At 61.3% G+C, this 18,358-nt stretch carries 17 protein-coding genes and 1 pseudogene; all 18 read right to left on the bottom strand.

The window, feature by feature from the left end; all coding sequences use genetic code 11:
* Positions 1–8 precede the first annotated feature (8 nt).
* The 18 genes and pseudogenes from DQ393_RS28075 to DQ393_RS27990 all read right to left on the bottom strand — a co-directional run bounded on the left by DQ393_RS28075 (position 9) and on the right by DQ393_RS27990 (position 18,321).
* Positions 9–1,640, bottom strand: a complete 1,632-nt coding sequence (locus DQ393_RS28075) for an FGGY-family carbohydrate kinase (protein WP_112344943.1) — start codon at positions 1,638–1,640, stop codon at positions 9–11.
* Entirely contained in the window at positions 1,640–2,368 is a 729-nt protein-coding gene (locus DQ393_RS28070) for an SDR family oxidoreductase (protein ID WP_112345213.1), read from the bottom strand. The genes DQ393_RS28075 and DQ393_RS28070 overlap by 1 nt, the downstream gene beginning before the upstream one ends.
* A gap of 25 nt (positions 2,369–2,393) precedes the next feature.
* Complete coding sequence (locus tag DQ393_RS28065; RefSeq protein ID WP_112344942.1) at positions 2,394–3,644, bottom strand: sugar ABC transporter permease; 1,251 nt, start codon at positions 3,642–3,644, stop codon at positions 2,394–2,396.
* The gene (locus DQ393_RS28060) at positions 3,641–4,462 is read right to left on the bottom strand and encodes an ATP-binding cassette domain-containing protein (protein ID WP_112344941.1); all 822 of its coding nucleotides are present in this window, start codon (positions 4,460–4,462) and stop codon (positions 3,641–3,643) included. Before DQ393_RS28060 ends, DQ393_RS28065 begins: the two co-directional genes overlap by 4 nt.
* A gap of 85 nt (positions 4,463–4,547) precedes the next feature.
* A complete protein-coding gene (locus tag DQ393_RS28055; RefSeq protein WP_112344940.1) occupies positions 4,548–5,633 on the bottom strand; it encodes an ABC transporter substrate-binding protein in 1,086 nt (361 codons plus the stop codon).
* Positions 5,634–5,835: 202 nt separating this feature from the next.
* Complete coding sequence (locus DQ393_RS28050) at positions 5,836–6,720, bottom strand: AraC family transcriptional regulator (RefSeq protein ID WP_112344939.1); 885 nt, start codon at positions 6,718–6,720, stop codon at positions 5,836–5,838.
* A 227-nt stretch (positions 6,721–6,947) separates the two neighbouring features.
* A complete protein-coding gene (locus DQ393_RS28045; RefSeq protein ID WP_112344938.1) occupies positions 6,948–7,901 on the bottom strand; it encodes an ABC transporter ATP-binding protein in 954 nt (317 codons plus the stop codon).
* Entirely contained in the window at positions 7,902–8,918 is a 1,017-nt protein-coding gene (locus tag DQ393_RS28040; RefSeq protein WP_112345212.1) for an ABC transporter ATP-binding protein, read from the bottom strand.
* Positions 8,919–8,923: 5 nt separating this feature from the next.
* Positions 8,924–9,838 (bottom strand): dihydrodipicolinate synthase family protein, encoded by a 915-nt coding sequence (locus DQ393_RS28035; protein ID WP_112344937.1) that lies wholly within the window; start codon positions 9,836–9,838, stop codon positions 8,924–8,926.
* Positions 9,839–9,858: 20 nt separating this feature from the next.
* On the bottom strand, positions 9,859–10,734 hold the full coding sequence (locus DQ393_RS28030) for an ABC transporter permease (RefSeq protein WP_112344936.1): 876 nt from the start codon (positions 10,732–10,734) through the stop codon (positions 9,859–9,861).
* A 3-nt stretch (positions 10,735–10,737) separates the two neighbouring features.
* Positions 10,738–11,697, bottom strand: a complete 960-nt coding sequence (locus DQ393_RS28025) for an ABC transporter permease (protein WP_112345211.1) — start codon at positions 11,695–11,697, stop codon at positions 10,738–10,740.
* 57 nt (positions 11,698–11,754) lie between these two features.
* Positions 11,755–13,347, bottom strand: a complete 1,593-nt coding sequence (locus DQ393_RS28020) for an ABC transporter substrate-binding protein (protein WP_112344935.1) — start codon at positions 13,345–13,347, stop codon at positions 11,755–11,757.
* A gap of 28 nt (positions 13,348–13,375) precedes the next feature.
* Positions 13,376–14,086, bottom strand: a complete 711-nt coding sequence (locus DQ393_RS28015; protein WP_112344934.1) for a FadR/GntR family transcriptional regulator — start codon at positions 14,084–14,086, stop codon at positions 13,376–13,378.
* 279 nt (positions 14,087–14,365) lie between these two features.
* Positions 14,366–14,770 (bottom strand): DUF983 domain-containing protein, encoded by a 405-nt coding sequence (locus DQ393_RS28010; RefSeq protein WP_112344933.1) that lies wholly within the window; start codon positions 14,768–14,770, stop codon positions 14,366–14,368.
* A gap of 199 nt (positions 14,771–14,969) precedes the next feature.
* Positions 14,970–15,287 (bottom strand): annotated as a pseudogene (locus DQ393_RS28005) (PLP-dependent aminotransferase family protein); the annotation flags it as partial.
* Positions 15,288–15,417: 130 nt separating this feature from the next.
* A complete protein-coding gene (gene cydX, locus DQ393_RS28000; protein WP_112344932.1) occupies positions 15,418–15,546 on the bottom strand; it encodes a cytochrome bd-I oxidase subunit CydX in 129 nt (42 codons plus the stop codon).
* An 18-nt stretch (positions 15,547–15,564) separates the two neighbouring features.
* Positions 15,565–16,719, bottom strand: coding sequence for a cytochrome d ubiquinol oxidase subunit II (gene cydB, locus DQ393_RS27995; RefSeq protein ID WP_112344931.1), 1,155 nt, complete (start codon positions 16,717–16,719; stop codon positions 15,565–15,567).
* Between the two features lie 6 nt (positions 16,720–16,725).
* On the bottom strand, positions 16,726–18,321 hold the full coding sequence (locus tag DQ393_RS27990) for a cytochrome ubiquinol oxidase subunit I (RefSeq protein WP_112344930.1): 1,596 nt from the start codon (positions 18,319–18,321) through the stop codon (positions 16,726–16,728).
* Positions 18,322–18,358: the final 37 nt, after the last annotated feature.

Genomic DNA, 18,358 nt, shown 5'->3' with positions numbered 1-18,358 from the left:
AGCCATGTTCATCGCGACATCAAGGCGCGGATGCTGCGATCTGCCGACTGCAGCAGCTCGAAGGCTTCGTAACGCCGCTGATGCAGCGCCTTGACGGCGCCATCCGCCGGCTCGAACCTCTTCGCCAGCCGTGACATGGCAGCCATGGCTTCCACGAGCGAGCCGCGATGTCCGCCAGCCGTAGCGCCGAGCATGGCCGCACCGAGAAGAACGGGCTCCTCCGTATCGGCGACAGCGACCGACCTGCCGGTCGTATCCGCCAAAAGCTGACGTACCAATGCGCTCTGGGCAGCCCCGCCGCTGGCGATGATGAGATCGCAGGTGATCCCGTCCTGTGCCAGCTTTTCGAGCAACTGCTTGAGGCCATAGCCGATACCGCAGAGGCCGGCGACATAAAGAGCGATCAGATCGTCGATGCCGGTTTCGAGCCCAAGGCCGGAAATGACGGCGCGCGCATCAGGATCGGCATAGGGCGACCGGTTACCGAGGAACTCGGGAACGACCTGTATGGATTGCGCGAGCTTTACGGCGTCGGATGTGTTTCCGCTCGCCTTCATGGCCTGCCGGTCCAGCCAGGCGACGAGCGACAAGCCTTCCGTCTCGGCCTTCTGATGCGCCTCGCCGGATGCCGGATGCATGGTAACGAGATGATCGATCGCAGCCCCTGCCGCAGACTGGCCGCCTTCCGTCAGCCAGAGGCCAGGCACCATGGCCGAATAATAGGGTCCCCAAACGCCATCGACGAACACAGCGTCATCGCTCGACGCCATCGAACAGGCGGAGGTGCCGAAGATATAGGCGAGCCTGTTCCTGACATCGGCTTTGCCGTCCGGTCCCTGGCCGCCAAGCGTGCCGACGCCGCCGGCATGGGCATCGATCAACGACGCACCGACCGGCGTACCAACGACGAGGCCAAGATCGCCGGCGGCAGCTTCGTTCAAGCCGCCACCGAGTGCGGTACCCGGCTCGACGATTTCTGTACCGATCCGCACAAAGCCTTCGTCGGCCAGCTCACCAAGGCCGATATCCTTGAAATATTGCGCGTCCCAGCGCTTTTCGTGGGCGAGATAGGTCCATTTGCAGGTGACCGTGCAGACCGATCTCTGCAGCGAGCCGGTTGCGCGCCAGGTCAGATAGTCGGCGAGATCGAAGAAATGATCCGTTGCCGCGAAGGATTGCGGCAGGTTTCGCTTCAGCCACAAGAGCTTCGGCGTCTCCATCTCGGGTGAGATACGGCCGCCGACATAGCGCAGCACGGCATGGTTGCCGGCATTGATCTCCGCCGCCTCGCCGGCCGCGCGATGATCCATCCAGACGATGATATTGCGATCGGCATCGCCCGATGGTCCCACAGCCACGGGCCGGCCATCCGCCTTGACCGCGACCAGTGAACAGGTTGCATCGAAACCGATGCCCGAAACGTCACCGGCCGCTATCTTTGCCGCTGCGACAGCCTCTTTGACGCTGTCGCAAACCGCCTTCCATATCTGCTCGCTCGACTGCTCGACGATACTGCCGGCCTCGTGCCAGATGGTGATCGGCCGCTTGGCGGCGGCGAGCAGATGGCCATGCGCATCGAAAACCCCGGCCCGGGCGCTGCCGGTGCCGACATCGATGCCGATGAAATAAGGTGCCGTCATCAGAGATCCGTACTCAAAGGCAGGATCACCAGATCCCGGATTACGATGTTACGCGGTCTGGATAGCATGAAGAGCACCGCTTCCGCCACTTCGGTCGCCTCCATCAGGCCGCCCGCGGCAATCGCTTCGTCAAGCTTTGCCTGTGGCCAGTCGCTGATCAGTGCCGTTACCACCGGCCCCGGCGCCACGGCGCCAACGCGGATGCCATGCTTGGCGACCTGGCGCCGAACCGTGTGCGTAAAGGCCTGCACGGCATGCTTGGACGCCGTATAGATCGGCTCCCAGACCACCGGCACCAGACCGGCGATCGAGCTGGTCATGATGATATCGCCTGTTTTGCGCTCGATCATGTGCGGCAGCACCATGCGAACCGAGCGGAAGGCCGCGTTGATATTCAGATCCAGCATACGGTCCCAGGAATCGGGATCGCCTTCCGCAACCTCCCCGCCGATATAGGCGCCGGCATTGGCATGGAAGATATCGAGCTTGCCGAACTTGCCAAGAATCTGCGGCATCATCGTCGCTACGCTCTCTGGGTTCAGAAGATCGACGACGACGGGAAAGGCGTTCGGCCCTAGTTCTGCGCAAAGGCTTTTCAGGCTGTCTTCAGCCCGGTCGACGAGGGCGACACTGGCGCCCTCGTTCAATAGCGATTTGGCGCATTCCAGGCCAATTCCAGACGCAGCCCCGGTGATGGCGGCGACCTTGCCGGCAAAATCCTGTCTCATAGCAATCCTTACCTTCTTGAAGAAATCAGCCGCGCCCATGCGAGGCGCGGGAACGACGGGCGAGCGAGTCGACGATGACGGCAATGGCAAGAACTGCCCCAGTGATCATGTAGCGAAGCGCCGACGACAGATCGAGCATGGTGAGGCCGCTCGCGATCGACTGGATGACGATGATGCCGAGCAGTGCCGAATAGGCGCTGCCGCGGCCGCCGAAGAGGCTGGTGCCGCCGATGACGGCCGCCGCAATCGCATTCAGATTGACGTCGCCTGTACCCGCCTGCTGGCTGGCAGAGGCGAGACGTGCCGCCGCCAGCACACCACCAAGGGCTGCGAACATGGCGCAGAGAACGAAGGCGCTGGTATAGATCCTGCGTACGTTGATACCGGCGCGGCGCGCTGCCTCGCGATTGCCGCCGACGGCGGACATCGACCGGCCCCATTGCGTGCGCGTCAGTGCGTAGTCCATGACGATAACAAGCACCACGAACAGGGCAAACATCCAGGGAATGCCGCGATCCTGATTGAGATAGAAGGCGACGAACTCCAAGGCCACGGTGATCACAGCCGCCTTCGCCAGCAGGCCGCCGACGGAGGGCGCGGAGAGGTTCGCCTGCTTGCGTCGCCGCACAGTACCCAAGCCGGTCACCAGCAGGACCGCACCCGGAATGAGCGCGAAGAGATAGGCAAGCGGTCGAGGAATGACAAGGAGTTGGCCGAAATTCACGATCGCCGAGCCATAGGGCAGATTGATCGAGCCGGTGGCGCCAAGCAGATAGAGCTGCATGCCGAGTACGGCGAGAAGGCCTGCCAATGTGGCAACGAAGCTCGGCATACCCAGGCGGTTGAACAGCACGGCATAGATCACGCCAATCACGCCACCGACGACCAGCGCCGCCAGGATCGCCAAGGCCACCGGCCAGCCCTCATTCACCCAGAGCATGCCGACCATGGCCGAAGCGAAGCCACTGATCGAGCCGACGGAAAGATCGATCTCACCGACCATCAGCACGCAGACTATGCCGAGCGAGATGATGCCGACGGTCGAAGCATCGAACAGCAGATTGGCGAGGTTGTTGCTTGAAAGGAAGGTCGGGTTCAGCGTGCCGAACACCGTCCAGATGATGACGAGACCGACGACGACGGGCAGCGAGCCGAGATCGCCGGAACGAACCTTGTCGATGGAGGAGCGGATGGTCGCGCCAAGCCCGGTGTCATGATTGACCCGGACGTCGCTGCGGTCAAGCAGCATGGTCGATTGCTTGCTGTCCTGGCTCATGGCTGGCCCCCTTCCCTCAATTCCTGCTGGGCCTGACGCCTCCCTGCCCGTCGCGACACGGCGTTTTCCGTGGCTCCGGTGATGGCGCTGACGAGTTCCTGGTTCGAGGCATCTGGATAGAAGATGCCGTTGTTGCGGCCGAGGCGCAGTACGACGATGCGGTCGGCAACGGCGCGCACATCCTCCATATTGTGGCTGATCATGATGACACCGAGCCCCTTGTCGCGGACGCGTTCGATAAGGTTCAGCACTTCGGCGGTTTGTGCGACGCCGAGCGCTGCGGTAGGCTCGTCGAGCATGATGAGTTTCGGCTCGAGCAGCAGCGAACGGGCGATCGCCACCGTCTGCCGCTGGCCGCCCGAAAGGGATGCGATGGGGATGCGTACGCTCGGGATACGCGCGGCAAGCTCATTGAGCAAAGTCCAGGCGCGAACCTCCATCGCGGTTTCGTCGAGCTTCAGCGGACTCAGTTCCCGGCCGAGGAAAATGTTGGCGACGACATCGAGGTTCTCGCAGAGCGCCAGATCCTGGAAAACCGTGGCGATGCCGAGATCAAGAGCCGTTGCGGGATCGCTGAGCGTTACCTGCTTGCCACGGAATGTGATGGTGCCCGCACTCGGTTGATGGACACCGGCCAGAACCTTGACGAGCGTCGATTTGCCGGCGCCATTGTCGCCGACAAGCGCCACCACTTCACCGGCATGCACATCGAGGTTGATATCCGTCAGTGCCGAGACGGCGCCGAAGTGTTTGGAGATCCCTTTGAGGCTGAGCACAAGCTCGCCGGACGGGGCTCTATGATCGGAAGCGTTACTCATGACTCGCCACCTTCTCGGGTTGAAATGCTATCGGATGCGTTTTGCCTCCGGCCGCCGAAGCGGCCGGAGACTGGGAGGAGCAGCCTTAGCTGCCGATACCGAGTTTCTTGCAGCCATCGGCATAACGGTCGTTGCAGAGCTGTTCCGGCGTCTGGATCGGCTTGCCGTTGACCGTCTTGTCGATGATCTCGGCCTTCAGGTTTTCGGACGTGACCAGGGCCGGCGTGAAGAGCTTGGTCGGCGTGTCGAAGAGCTTCGTGTCGGCCTTCGGCGTCTCGCCGGAGAGCAGCTCGATCGCGACATTGGCGGCAGCAGCCGCCACGATCTCGCTCGGCTTGGAGATCGTATTATACTGATCGCCCGAAATGATGAGCTGCAGGCCGGCAATGGTCGCATCATTGCCCGTGACCGGCGGCACCGGATCGTAGCCGGCGGCCTTGAAGGCAGCGACGGCCGCACCACCCGTGCCGTCATTGGCGGCGACGACACCGAGGATCTTCTTGCCGAAGCGGGTGATTTGGCCGCTTGCCCATTGCTGCGCCTTTGGCGGTGCCCATTCCGGCGTGTCGAATTCGGCCAGCACCGGATAGCCGCCGTCGGCCAGACCGGCATGGATGCCCTTCTTGATCAGGCCGGCAGCAGCATCGGTCGGCGAGCCATTGATTTCGAGAAGGCCGCCATCGCCAGCCTTCACGCCCTTCGCCTTCAAATGATCGACCAGTGACTTGGCGATCATCTTGCCGATCTCTTCATTGTTGAAGGACACGTAGTAGTCGGCGGCCGCCGACGGGATGGGCCGGTCATAGGCGATGACGCGCACGCCCTGGCTCTGCGCGAGCTTCACCAATGATGCGGCGGCCGTCGAGTCCACCGGGTCGAGCACGATTGCCTTCGCACCCTGCGAGATCGCCGAATTGAACTGCTGCTGCTGACGCGAGGCATCGCCATTGGCGTTCTGGTAGATGACCTTGCAACCGGCGCAGAGCTTCTTCATCTCGGCCTGGAAACCAGGGAAATCGTGCTCCTCATAGCGCGTCGAGCTCTGGTCGGGCATCAGGAAGGCGACGGTTGCGTCCGTCACCTTGGCGGATTGCGCGAAGGCGGAAGTGCCGGCCAGAAGACCGACCGCAAGCGCGGTTATGCCGGCGATTTTCAGTGCGAAATGGTTCATTGGAATTTCTCCGTTCCAAGTGGTAATGGTTTCCCTCGATCATCGCGGCTGTCCGCACGCGATGCTCTTGTTGATGCGTCGCCGAAGGCGATCTCAGACCGACGCGACGGTAATTTCGGACAAGCCTTCTCCTTCGGACGGCAGAGATGCCTGCCCGTTCGCTCGCCCTGAATTTTGTCTCTCCTCCCTGTCCTCCCTTGTGTTAGGCGGCCTCCACCGCGCGTGCGTGCTGTGCCAAGAGCGACCTGAACCGGGAGGGCGCCATGCCCTTCTGATCCAGAAAACGCCGATTGAAGTTCGAGATATTGTTGAAGCCTGCCGCAAAGCAGATGTCGGTGATCGTCATCTCGGCCTTGCTCATCAAAAGATGACAGGCGAAGTTGATGCGCAGCCGATTGACATACTGCACCAGCGCCATGCCGGTATGGCGGCGGAAGCTGCGCGAGAAGGCGCTTGGGCTTTGACCGGTCAATTCGGCCAGATCGCACTCACTGAACGGCTCGGTGAGATGTGCATTGATGTAAGCCAGCGCCTGGTTGACGCCCGCCGACATGAAGCCTGAGGGATCCGGCTGATAACCGGCGCTGGCGAGCGTGCGCGTACCTTCAGCGCGGCTCATAGCGTCGAGAATATTCATGAAGAGCTCGATGCGGCGGATGCCCGACGCCTCTACCAGCTCGCCGAGGATCGGGCCAACGATGACAGCCGTCTCAGGCGTGAAGAGCGCACCGCGGCGGCTCGTCTCAAGAATGCCGGCGCAGGCCGACAGTTCCGGGAAGACCTTGCTCGCATCGGCAAAGAAGGATTCGGAAAATTGCAGGACGCGGCAGCGCAACGGCAGGGTGACGCCGACCGGTACGTCGCTCACCCAATTATGCGGGAGGTTCGGTCCTGTCAGCACCAGATTGCCGGGCTCGAACTCGCCGATGAAGTCACCGATGAAATATTGGCCTGTTGTCGCGACGACATGGTGGATTTCATATTCGGGATGAAAATGCCAGCGAACCGTGCGGTAGGGATAACCGTGCTCCCACGCTTTGAAGGATTCTCCGCTGCCGATCGCGACCACTTCCAAATCGGGATTCATCGGCAAACCTCCTTTCGTCCGTCCGCATTCGTTACGGTTACGGCGCCTCCTCCCAGAGGCCATCGCATCTTTTATGTGGTAACCCTACCCCTCATAGCCGCCCGCCGCTACTACGCCTTGTACGTCCAACCGATACTTTTTTGACATCAAAGGCGGCCCGTTTGGTCAAATGTGCAGTGCGGCATAGCCAACCGCATAGCGAGACCCGTATGAGCCCGAAAGCGGGATCAATCGAGATCGTCGCGAATACAGGCCTTGAACTGCCCCGGCGCGACCTCCCGCAATTGCGGAACTGTCGTCGCGCAGGCGTCGAGCGCGAAGAGGCAGCGCGTTCGGAAGACACAGCCACTTGGCGGGTTTGCCGGGCTCGGAATATCGCCCTTCAGAATTTGCCTGTTACGCCTGCGATCCGGGTCCGGCGACGGGATGGCTGACAGCAAAGCGCGCGTATAGGGATGTCGCGGTCTGGCGTAGAGATCAGCGCTTGCGGCAATCTCCATGATCCGCCCGAGATAAAGCACGATGACGCGATCACAGAGATATTCGACCACGGCAAGATCATGCGAGATGAACAGCATGGTAAGCGCGAGGCGTTGCTGTAGGTCGCGCAGCAGATTGATGACCTGCGCCTGGATGGAGACATCCAGTGCCGAGACGGGTTCGTCGGCGACCAGAAACTCCGGCCCGAGCGCAAGTGCGCGCGCAATGCCGATCCGCTGGCGCTGGCCGCCTGAGAATTCGTGGGCATAGCGATTGATGGCGTCCGCCGGCAGATCCACCTGTTCGAGCGCCGCCCGCGCGCGATCCAGCCGATCGATACGGCCCCCGATGCGCTGGATCTTCAGCCCCTCGGTCAGGATCTCGCCGATGGTCATGCGCGGCGACAGACTGGCGAAAGGATCCTGGAAAATATACTGCATGCGCGGCCGCATGCGCCTCAGACCGCCGGCGCCGAGCCTGGTCAGTTCCGTGCCGTCGAAGCGCACGCTGCCAGCCGATGGCTCGACCAGCCGCAGGATGGACCTGCCGATCGTCGTCTTGCCGCTGCCGGATTCGCCGACGAGACCCACCACTTCGCCTCTCCCGATGTCGAAGGAGATATCACGAAGGATGGAAAGCCTTGCACCGCGGGACACATAATCCTTGGCAAGATCCCGAACGGAGACGAGCGCTTCCGTCATCTAAATCTCCCGCCAGCGGATGCAGCGGCTCGCATGGCTTGCGTCGACGGCCTCGAGGGACGGCACCGTTGCGCTGCAAGCCTCGATCGCATGGGCGCAACGCGGCGCGAAGGCGCAGCCGGATGGCATTCGCATCAGGCTCGGCACGGCACCGGGAATGGCGTATAGCGGCTCTCCGGCCTGCCGCATCCGTGTCGCCTCGCCAAGCCGCGGCATGGAGGCCAAAAGGCCGCGTGTATAGGGATGCCTCGGATTGCGGAACACGGCTTCCGTCGGCCCCTCCTCGACGATCCGGCCGGCATACATGACGGCGACGCAATCGGCGATCTCTGCCACCACACCGAGATTATGCGTGACGAAGAGGATCGCCATGCCGCGCTCCCGCTGTAGTCGCTGCAGGAGATCGAGGATCTGCGCCTGTATCGTGACGTCGAGCGCCGTCGTCGGCTCGTCTGCGATCAAAAGCACGGGATCGCAGGCAAGTGCCATGGCAATGGTCGCGCGCTGGCGCATCCCGCCGGATAGTTCATGCGGATATTGCCTGACGCGGCGTTGCGCATCGGGAATTCCGACGTTTTCCAGCAGCGCGATCGCCTCACGCATCGCGGTGGCACGATCTGCCCCCCGATGAATGCGGATCGGCTCGGCAATCTGATCGCCGATTGTCAGCACCGGATTGAGGCTCGACATCGGCTCCTGAAATACCATGCCGATATCGCCGCCGCGGATCTCGCGCATACGGCTGTCGTCCAACGCCGCAAGATCGCTGACGATACCCTGCCTGCCCCGCAGCCTGATGCTGCCGGCTGCGATCCTCCCGACATTACGCGTCAGCAGCCGCATCACCGAAAGGCTCGTCACCGACTTGCCCGAGCCGGATTCGCCGACCAGCGCCAGCGTCTCGCCCGCGTCGATGGTCAGGTCGATATCTCTGACAGCGGTCAACTCGCCGCCGCGGGTACGGAAGACGGTCGTAAGGCCCCTGATATCGAGAACGGGTTGGGCAGCCACCATCATCATACCTACAACAGCCCCGTATTCTTCAGGATCGCATCGATCCTGGCCGTTTCCTCCGCATTCAGCGCCGCGCGCGGACGGGGCATGATAGCGGTATCGATGATGCCGAGACTTTTCATCGCTGCCTTGAAGGCACCGATGCCGGCGGCACCGCCGCTGACGCGCCCCTGCGCGACCCAGACGATCTCGAACAGGCGGCAAAGCCTTTCCTGCTCGCGCCGGGCCGCCGCCCAGTCGCCACGCTGTGCGGCATCCCACAGCCGCACATAGCCATGCGGATCGACATTGGCGATGCCGGGCACCACGCCATGCGCGCCCATCAGAAGCGCATTGTCGACGACGATTTCGGAGCCCGTCATCAGGAAGATATCCTTGTGATCGGCAAGATCGAGCAGCGCATAGCGGAAATTGCCGTCGTCGCCGCTGGAATCCTTCAATCCGATGATGGTCCCCTCTTTTGCGAGGGCGACCACGGTCTGGCGCTGCAGCTTCACGTGCACACAGACCGGGATGTCATAGGCGACGAGCGGTACATCGACGGCATCCCGAATATAGCGGAAATGGTCCAATATCTCTGACTGGCTGGTCACGGTATAGAAGGGAGCGGTGACGACGACGGCGTCGGCACCGATCTCTTTTGCGATTTTCGAATGCGCGATCACGCGGTCGGTCGTGGGGTCGATGACGCCGACCAGCAACGGCACGCGACCGTTCACGACCTTGGCGGAATGCTCGATAATCTCGCGCCGCGTCTTTTCGTCGTGAAAGACGACTTCGCTGGTGGAGCCCAGCACGAAGACGCCGTGGCAGCCGCCATCAATGAGATGCTCCAGCACCCTCGTATAGGATGGGTAATCCACCGTGAAATCGTCGTTCAGCGGCGTTACGACGGGAGGCACCACGCCCTTGAATTTGCTCATTGTCTCTTTCTTTCTTGGGTTCAACGAAGCTCGGCGCGCGGATCGAAGGCATCCCTCAGCCCGTCGCCGATGAAATTGATGGCAAGGACGGCAAGCACCAGCGCGGCGCCGGGAAACAGCCATTGCCAGGGATATTGTTCAAGAACGGCTGTGGATCGGGCCGTATTCAGCATATTGCCCCAGCTCGCCGCGGGCGGTGCAATGCCGAGCCCGAGAAAGGAAAGCCCGGCCTCCAAGAGGATCGCATTGGCGACCTGCGTCGTGGCGTAGACCACCAGAATATCGATGCAGTTCGGCATGCCGTGGCGCAGCAGCATGTGCGGCAGCCCTGCCCCCATGCCGCGCGCAGCGGTGACGAAATCGCGTTCGCGCAGTTCCAGCAGCCTGGAACGCACCATGCGGGCCAATAACGGCCAGGACAGCAGCGATATGACTGTTATCGTCGGCAAAATGCCCGTGCCGGTGATGGAGGCCAGCACCAGCAGGAAGATCACCGGCGGCAAGGTCATGACCAGATCGACGAAGCGCATGCTGAGCGCATCCGCCCAGCGGCCGGCAAAGGCAGACACGAAGCCGAACAGAAAGCCAATAATGGCCGAAATGACTGTGGAACCTGCCGCGACCATCAGCGATATACGGCCGCCTTCAAGCACTCTGGCAAAGACATCGCGCCCGACGCCGTCCGTTCCGAACCAGTGCGTCGCATTGGGTGGCGCGTTCATGGCCAGGAGATCGATGTCGTTGGGCTGGAACCGCCACCAAAGCGGATAGGTGACGATCAGCAGCAGCATGGGCACGGCGATGCAGACGCCGAAAAGGGCAGCCCCGTTCAGCCGGAAGCGATCGAATGCCCGGGCAAGTGGCCCATGGCTTGGTCGTTCGGTTCGCGCCAGCATCGCTCAACCCACCTTGATGCGCGGATCGATCACCGCATAGGCGAGATCCGTCAGCAGGTTGACGATGATGACGCAGGCGCCGATGACGAGCGTCGCCCCCATGATGACGGGATAATCGCGCGACGTGACCGCATCGACGAGCAGCAGGCCCATGCCTGGCCAGTTGAAGACGCTTTCGACGAAGATCGCACCACCGATCGCCAGCCCTATGGTCGAGCCGATGACGGTGACGACAGGCAGGAGCGCATTGCGCAGGGCATGCTTGACGATCACCCAGAACTCGAACACGCCCTTGGCCCGCGCCGTGCGCACATAATCCTGGTTGAGGACCTCCAGCAGCGAAGCGCGCATATAGCGCATGATGAGCGCGGCTTGCGCGATCGCCAGAAGTGCGGCCGGCAGGATGAGATGCCAAAGCAGGTCGCTGATGGAAAAGTCCTCGCCGGGCGTCAGCATGCCACCCGAGGGCAGCCAGCCGAGACGCACGGCAAAGATATAAAGACCAAGAAGCGCGCTCAGAAAGGCCGGGCTCGATATGCCGGCGAGCGCCAGTACGGAGAGCGAGATATCCGTGACCGAATTGCGCCTGACGGCACCGATGACGCCAGCGACAATGCCGGCGACGATCGCCATGATCAGGGCAGAGCCCATCAGCAGCACCGTCGGACCGATGCGGGACAGCACGAGCGTCAAGACAGGCTGATCCAGCCGCTTGACGGAATAACCGAGATTGCCCTGCAGAGCCTGCTGCAGCCAGCCGACATATTGCAGCGGCAGCGGCCGATCCAGCCCGAGCCGCTCACGCAGATCGGCCATGGCTGCGGGAGACAGAGGCGTGCTCGGATCGATATAGGCATCGATCGGATCGCCAGGCGTCAGCCGCAGCAACACAAAGACCAGCACGCTCAAGGCTATGAGCATGCCGATGCCGACTACCAGACGCTTGAGACCATAGTGAAGCATATCGAACCTATGTGTCGAGGAAGGCGCCGGCCACAGAGCCTGCGGCCGGCTCAAAACCTAGTTTGAGAGCTTCCACGCTTCCGGATGCGCGATGTATGGCCCGCCGCCGGGCGCCGGTGTCCATATGAAATCCTTCACCTTGGACGAAACCACGCCATAGCGGTTGGCCACCCACATGGTCGCCCAGGGCAGATCCTTGTTCATGACCTTGCAGACATCCTGGTAGCGCTGATCACGCTTGCCGGCGTCCGTTTCGGCAATCGCCGCATCGAGCGCCTCGGTCAGATCGGGCATGCGCGCGCGCACCACATTGGCGCCCGCCGGCGGGATCTGCTTTTCGTTGAGCCCGGTATTGATATTGCTTGGATCCGGTCCGTTCTGCAGGCCGGCGTAGACGAGCTGGAATTGCGATACGTCGGCATTGGGGTTCAGCACGATGCCATTATAGGTCGGCGCATCGACGGCGCGCGGCACGACATTGATGCCGACCTGCGCCAGCATGGCCTGCACGGCCGCCAATACGTTCGTCGCAAGCGGCGTGTTGTAATAGGTCAGTAAGGTGATCGGCTTGCCGCCGTTGATCTTGTCCCAGCCGGCCGCATCGAGCAATTGCTTGGCCTTGGCCGGATCGTAGGGATAGGCTTCGATGCCGTCCGGAACCAGCTGATTGGCGACATAAGCGCAATTGGCCGATTTTGCTGCGCCGCCATACAGGCTCTTGATGATCGCATCGCGATTGATGGCGTGCATGACGGCCTGCCGGACGCGAAGATCCTTCCACAGCGGCGAATCCTGGTTGAAACCAAGATAATTGACCACGAAGGAATCGCCCTCGATGACCCGGAAGGACTTGTCGTCCTTGAAGGTCGGCACATCGTTGGAATCGACATAGGTGAACTGGATCTCGCCTGCCCGCAGCGCCGAGATCGCCGCGGCCGGATTGGCGAAATAGCGGTTGATCAGCCGATCGAGAACGGGCTTGCCGCCGCGATAGTCGGGATTGGCTGTCAGCTCCACATATTGATCCTGCACATATTTGACGAATTTGAACGGCCCCGTCCCGATCGGCGAGGTCGACCACCAAGTGCTCTTTGCAAGCTGATCGACGGGCACGGCGGCGAGCGCGTGCTCAGGCAGCACCATGATCTTGGCCAGCGTATCGAGCAGGCTCGCGGAAGGCGCGGAAAGCTTGATGACAAGCGTATGATCGTCAGGCGTCTCGACCGATGACAGCAGTTTAAAGCGGGCAGCAAAGATCGAGCCGGTCTTGGCGTTGGCTGCAAGATCGATGGTGAACTTGGCGTCCTTGGCCGTAAAAGCCTTGCCGTCATGCCACTTGGCATCGGCAAGCTTGAACGTATAGGTCAGTTGATCCGGGCTCACCTCATAGGAGGAAGCAAGCACGCCGACGATCTTCTGCAGCTTTTCGTCGTAGCTGACCAGAGGCTCGAAATAGGTACTGAGCCAAGTGAGACCGGCGGTTGCCGCCAGCGGATTGAAGTTGCCTTGAAAACCACCGGGACCGACATCGAAACCGCCCGACATGGTTGCGGCGGTGGCAGGCGCAGCCATGCCACTCATGGCCGGTACTGCGGTGGCCGACAGCAGCGCTCCCAACGCGATTGCCGGCAGATGAAAAGCTTTCCTCATTGCAATCCTCCTCCCTTGTTTGTGGTCGCTATTCTTTCTTGTTGTTGGCGATCACCTGCGAAATTCCCTCGTAGTGGCGGTCGAGGCGCATGCGCACCTCCTTGAGATTTTTGGATTCCAGTGCATCGACGATCGCCTCATGGTCACGCCAGGTGGCCATGGGATCGATATTCTCCAGATCGAAAAAGCGGGACGCCTTGTAGAAGGCGAGCCAGAACACATCGATCAGACGAACGAATGTCTCGTTGCCCTGGCAGCGAAACAGCAGCCGGTGAAACAGCTGGTCGTCTTCGGCAAAAGGCTCGCCACGCTCGGCATGGGCGCGCATTCGGTCGGTGGTCGCGCGCAGCTCGGCCAGATCCTCGGGCCCGATCATCTCGAGGGTCTTGCCGATCAGGCCGACTTCGAGCGTGCGGCGGATTTCCAGCACCTCCTCCATGTGCCGCAGCGCATCGCCGAGCCCATAGGCGAGATTGTCGAGCAGCGGGGCGAAGGAGAAGGCCTTGACGAAGATGCCGATGCCGCGGCGCGTCTCTAGTACACCGAGGGATTCCAGCGCCTTGATGCCTTCGCGCAGGGAATTGCGGCTGACACCCAATTGCACGGCGAGCTCACCTTCGGCCGGCAACATCGTACCGGCCTGAATGGCGTTATCCACGATGTAATTGCGCAGGCTTTCCTGCACGGAGACATGCAGCAATGGCGCGCGCGTCAAAGGCTGCATTACTTTCCCGACCATAGAACTGGACTCCCATAGAGATCGGCAATGATCCTATGAACTTGTAGGATATCCGTCAAGTGAACATGTAGATAGGCAATATCCAGCGGGGGAAGTCTTGCAGGACTGTGTCCGTCAAAGGCGATCAATGAAGATATTGCTTTTGAGCCCGGAAAAGCCCGGTCGGGCTTGCTGGCCTGATACTTCAAGCATCTGCAACCGCCGCGGCCGGCAGCATTCAGCCGATGATCTGCATGCCGGCAGACGGCCCGCTTCGGTTTGCGCGGGGATTGCCAGTGCTCACTTCGCCGTGTGCGGCATATCCGTCGCGGGCAAACGAACGAGCTTGCCCTCCTCGGCCTTGTAGAAATACTGGCTGGCAACCAGCCACCCCTTGAGCGGCCGCAGCGGTGGAATGCAGGTCGCCAGCATGAATGGCCCCGTCACCAGGAACTGAACCCAGATCGGCGCCGAGAAGGCAACCTCCAGCCATACGCCGAGAAGCACGCTCGGAATGCAGGCAAAACAGATGACGAAGAAAGCAGGCCCATCGGCGGGATCGGCAAAGGAATAGTCGAGGCCACACGCTTCGCATTGTTTTCGCAGCGTCAGAAACCCGTCGAACAAGCGCCCTTGTCCGCAACGGGGGCAGCGGCAACGAAGACCGGTCTGAACCGGGCTCAGCGGTGGATATTCAGTTTCCATGGCGGCATCGCTCCTCAATCAACATTCCTAGACATGCGATCAATATGGATATTGCATGCATTCAATATAGTTACAATGAATGCATGCAACGAGTCCACCTGCCAGAGTGACGCAGGCGGTCGCTCGGCGAGCGATGCAAGATTACCACCGAGCTGAAGCTTACGCTCCGTCAGGATCGGCAGCGAATTGCAGTTGAACTCTAAAAGAACGATGCCGCCATTTCCGGCGGTCCCTCCATTGCATGCGCCAGGAAGTCCAACGCCCCCTTCAAAGCCTCGCGACTTATCGGGCCGCCGAGGCAGACCCGCACGGCTTCGGGCACCGTGCCGTCTACCGTGAAAGCATCGCTTGCGAGAACGCCGATGCCCGCATTGCGCATATGGCTGGCAAAGGTGGCCCGCGTCCAGCCATTGCCCAAGGGCAGCCAGATATTGAAGCTGAGGGGATCGGCGCGATAGCTCCGAGAAGGCAAAATGTTCGCCACCATCTTTTGGCGGGCGGCTGCAATTGAATGGATGATGATAGGATTTCGTTTCACGGGATGCCGGGCCCGATGGAAGGAAACCATTCGGACGATAAACGGCACGCCGGCTGGAGCCGGCGTGCCGTTTATCTGGCAGAAAGCCTTCAAACAACGGCCATGCAACTCATTTTTCTTGAGTGCGAGCTGCCGCTTTCGCCTTTGCTTGATCGTCCATGAGTTCGTACCACATGGCGTTGAGGACGGCGAATGCCGCCGCGAGAGGAAAGCCGAGAAGCCAGGCAAAGTACCACATAGGAAATCTCCCTTAGGATCAGTAGGCGTGACCGCTCTTGTCGTTGACCGTCTCCTCGTCGACCTTGCCCCACAGCACGCGATAGACCCACGCGGTGTAAGCCAGGATCATCGGCAGAAAGATGATGGTGACGACAAGCATGATGAACAGCGTCAGGTGGCTGGACGATGCATCCCAAACGGTCAGGCTCGAGCGGGGATCGAGCGAGGACGGCAAGAGGAACGGAAACATCGACAGTCCCACTGTCGAGATGATGCCGAAGATGGCAAGTTTGCTGAAGAGCAGTCCGGCGATTTCGCGCCGGCCCAGCATCGCAAGCAGGGCTGCCGCCGCACCGATGAAGCCGAGAACCGGGGCGATCATCATCCACGGATGGGCACTGTAGTTGGCAAGCCATGCCCCCGCACTATGCTCTACCGTCTTCAGCAACGGATTGGACGGCCCATTGGCATCGATCGCGCTTGCGATGCGATAGCCGTCGATGCCCATCCACAGGAACAGGCCACCGAGCGCAAAGAGCACGATGGCCGCTAAAGCCGCCAAAGTGCCAAAGCTGCGAGCGCGTTCGGCAACCGTGCCGTCGGTCTTCACCTGCAGCCAGGCGGCGCCATGCATGACGAGCATGGCGACTGACAAAAGGCCGCAAAGGAGAGCATAGGGGTTCAGAAGCGCGAAGAACGATCCCTCGTAATAGATGCGCATATCGTCGTCGAAGCGGAAGGGCACGCCCTGCAGCACATTGCCGACGGCGACGCCGAAGATCAGCGACGGAACGAAGCCGCCGATGAACAATGCCCAATCCCAGCCGGCCTTCCAGCCGACGCTATCGCGCTTGGAGCGGTATTTGAAGGCAACCGGCCGGAGGATCAGTGCGAAGAGGATGGCGAACATGGCGAGGTAGAAGCCGGAGAAGGACACGGCATAAAGCGGTGGCCAGGCGGCGAAGATGGCGCCGCCCCCGAGGATCAGCCAGACCTGATTTCCCTCCCAGGTCGCGCCGATCGAATTGATGGCGATGCGCCGCTCCGTATCGGTCTTTGCGACGAATGGCAGCAGCGCACCGACGCCGAGGTCGAAACCATCGGTGACGGCAAAGCCGATCAAAAGCACGCCGAGAAGCAGCCACCAGATGATGCGCAGGGTTTCGTAGTCGATCAGTTCATGCAGGATCATGGCAGGTCACTCCGCAGCCGGAACGAGGTTTTCGGAAATCAGCTTGGCCTCCGGCTCGTCATCCGGTTCGGGACCTTTGCGGATCGCCTTGATCATCAGCGTCATCTCGATGACGATGAGGACCGTGTAAAGCGCGGCAAAGCCGAGGATGGTGAGCAGCACCGTGCCGGCGCCGAGATTGGAGACGGCCGCCGCCGTCGGCAGTACGCCTTCGATGATCCATGGCTGGCGGCCGAATTCTGCAACCACCCAGCCCAGTTCGATCGCGACCCATGGCAACGGGATGGCGAAGGCCGCAATCCGCAACAGGGCTGGATATCGATCGAGTTTCCGCCGCGCCGAGAGCCAGAAGAAGACCGTCATCAGCAGGATGAAGAATATGCCGAGGCCGACCATGATGCGGAAGGACCAGAAGAGCGTCGGCACATGCGGAATGGTATCGCGGGCGGCCTTTGCGATCTGCTCTTCGGTTGCCTGGCGCGGATCGTCGACATAGCGCTTCAAAAGCAGCGCGTAGCCGAGTTCATGGCCGATATCCTCGAAGGAAGTGCGCGCAGTGGCGACGTCCTGCGAAGGCTCGCCCGGCGCTGCCGGCTTGGCCGCGCGGATCTTCATCAGTGCATCATAAGCCTTGATGCCCTGACGAATATGGTCCTTGGCCTGTGCTTCGAGCTTGTCGATGCCGGCGATTTCCGTCGTCAGCGATCGTGTGCCGATCAGACCCATGGCCCAGGGGATATGGATGGCATAGTGGGTTTCGCGGGCATCCTGGTCCGGAAAGCCGAAGGCGGTGAAGGCGGCCGGCGCCGGCTCGGTCTTCCACATGGCCTCGATCGCCGCGAGCTTCATCTTCTGATGCTCGGTCGTGAGATAACCGCTCTCGTCGCCCAGCACGACCACAGAAAGTGCCGAGGCAAGGCCGAAAGATGCGGCCACCGTCATCGAGCGCTTCGCAAGCTCGATGTTGCGGCCATTGACGAGATACCAGGCCGAAACGCCGAGCACGAAGACCGAGGCACAGACGTAGCCGGCCGAGACGGTATGAACGAACTTCGCCTGCGCTACGGGGTTGAACAGGACATCGAGGAAGCTGACGATCTCCATGCGCATGGTCTGCGGGTTGAGCGCCGAGCCTGCCGGATTCTGCATCCAGCCATTGGCGATCAGGATCCACAGCGCCGAGAAGTTCGATCCCAGCGCCACCGCCCAGGTGGCGATCAGGTGGCCGACCTTGGACAGCTTGTCCCAGCCGAAGAAGAACAGGCCGACAAAGGTCGCCTCGAGGAAGAAGGCCATCAGCCCTTCGATCGCCAGAGGGGCGCCGAAGATGTCGCCGACATAATAGCTGTAATAGCTCCAGTTCATGCCGAACTGAAATTCCATCACGATGCCGGTTGCAACGCCGAGCACGAAGTTGATGCCGAAGAGCGTCCCCCAGAACTTCGTCATCTGTCGCCAGATTTGGCGGCCGGTCATGACATAGGTCGTCTCCATGATGGCAAGCAGCACGGAAAGACCGAGCGTCAATGGTACAAATAAGAAGTGATACAGCGCCGTCATGGCAAACTGCAGGCGCGACAGCGCCACGATATCGAGTTCCATAGTCTTTCTCCCACCCCCTACGGTGTGTCTGACAGGA

Origin of the sequence: Martinezella tropici (genome assembly GCF_003287875.1) — a bacterium.
Taxonomy (GTDB): Bacteria; Pseudomonadota; Alphaproteobacteria; order Rhizobiales; family Rhizobiaceae; genus Rhizobium; species Rhizobium tropici_C.
This window is presented reverse-complemented; position numbering and strand designations above follow the sequence as displayed.

Bases quoted from the DNA above. Each gene is read 5' to 3' on its own strand.
- DQ393_RS28015 (WP_112344934.1), bottom strand. From the start codon at position 14,086: ATGGTCGGGAAAGTAATGCAGCCTTTGACGCGCGCGCCATTGCTGCAT.
- DQ393_RS27990 (WP_112344930.1), bottom strand. From the start codon at position 18,321: ATGGAACTCGATATCGTGGCGCTGTCGCGCCTGCAGTTTGCCATGACG.
- DQ393_RS28035 (WP_112344937.1), bottom strand. From the start codon at position 9,838: ATGAGCAAATTCAAGGGCGTGGTGCCTCCCGTCGTAACGCCGCTGAAC.
- DQ393_RS28030 (WP_112344936.1), bottom strand. From the start codon at position 10,734: ATGCTGGCGCGAACCGAACGACCAAGCCATGGGCCACTTGCCCGGGCA.
- DQ393_RS28025 (WP_112345211.1), bottom strand. From the start codon at position 11,697: ATGCTTCACTATGGTCTCAAGCGTCTGGTAGTCGGCATCGGCATGCTC.
- DQ393_RS28055 (WP_112344940.1), bottom strand. From the start codon at position 5,633: ATGAACCATTTCGCACTGAAAATCGCCGGCATAACCGCGCTTGCGGTC.
- DQ393_RS28020 (WP_112344935.1), bottom strand. From the start codon at position 13,347: ATGAGGAAAGCTTTTCATCTGCCGGCAATCGCGTTGGGAGCGCTGCTG.
- DQ393_RS28045 (WP_112344938.1), bottom strand. From the start codon at position 7,901: ATGACGGAAGCGCTCGTCTCCGTTCGGGATCTTGCCAAGGATTATGTG.
- cydX (WP_112344932.1), bottom strand. From the start codon at position 15,546: ATGTGGTACTTTGCCTGGCTTCTCGGCTTTCCTCTCGCGGCGGCATTC.
- DQ393_RS28050 (WP_112344939.1), bottom strand. From the start codon at position 6,720: ATGAATCCCGATTTGGAAGTGGTCGCGATCGGCAGCGGAGAATCCTTC.
- DQ393_RS28075 (WP_112344943.1), bottom strand. From the start codon at position 1,640: ATGACGGCACCTTATTTCATCGGCATCGATGTCGGCACCGGCAGCGCC.
- DQ393_RS28010 (WP_112344933.1), bottom strand. From the start codon at position 14,770: ATGGAAACTGAATATCCACCGCTGAGCCCGGTTCAGACCGGTCTTCGT.
- DQ393_RS28060 (WP_112344941.1), bottom strand. From the start codon at position 4,462: ATGAGTAACGCTTCCGATCATAGAGCCCCGTCCGGCGAGCTTGTGCTC.
- cydB (WP_112344931.1), bottom strand. From the start codon at position 16,719: ATGATCCTGCATGAACTGATCGACTACGAAACCCTGCGCATCATCTGG.
- DQ393_RS28040 (WP_112345212.1), bottom strand. From the start codon at position 8,918: ATGATGGTGGCTGCCCAACCCGTTCTCGATATCAGGGGCCTTACGACC.
- DQ393_RS28070 (WP_112345213.1), bottom strand. From the start codon at position 2,368: ATGAGACAGGATTTTGCCGGCAAGGTCGCCGCCATCACCGGGGCTGCG.
- DQ393_RS28065 (WP_112344942.1), bottom strand. From the start codon at position 3,644: ATGAGCCAGGACAGCAAGCAATCGACCATGCTGCTTGACCGCAGCGAC.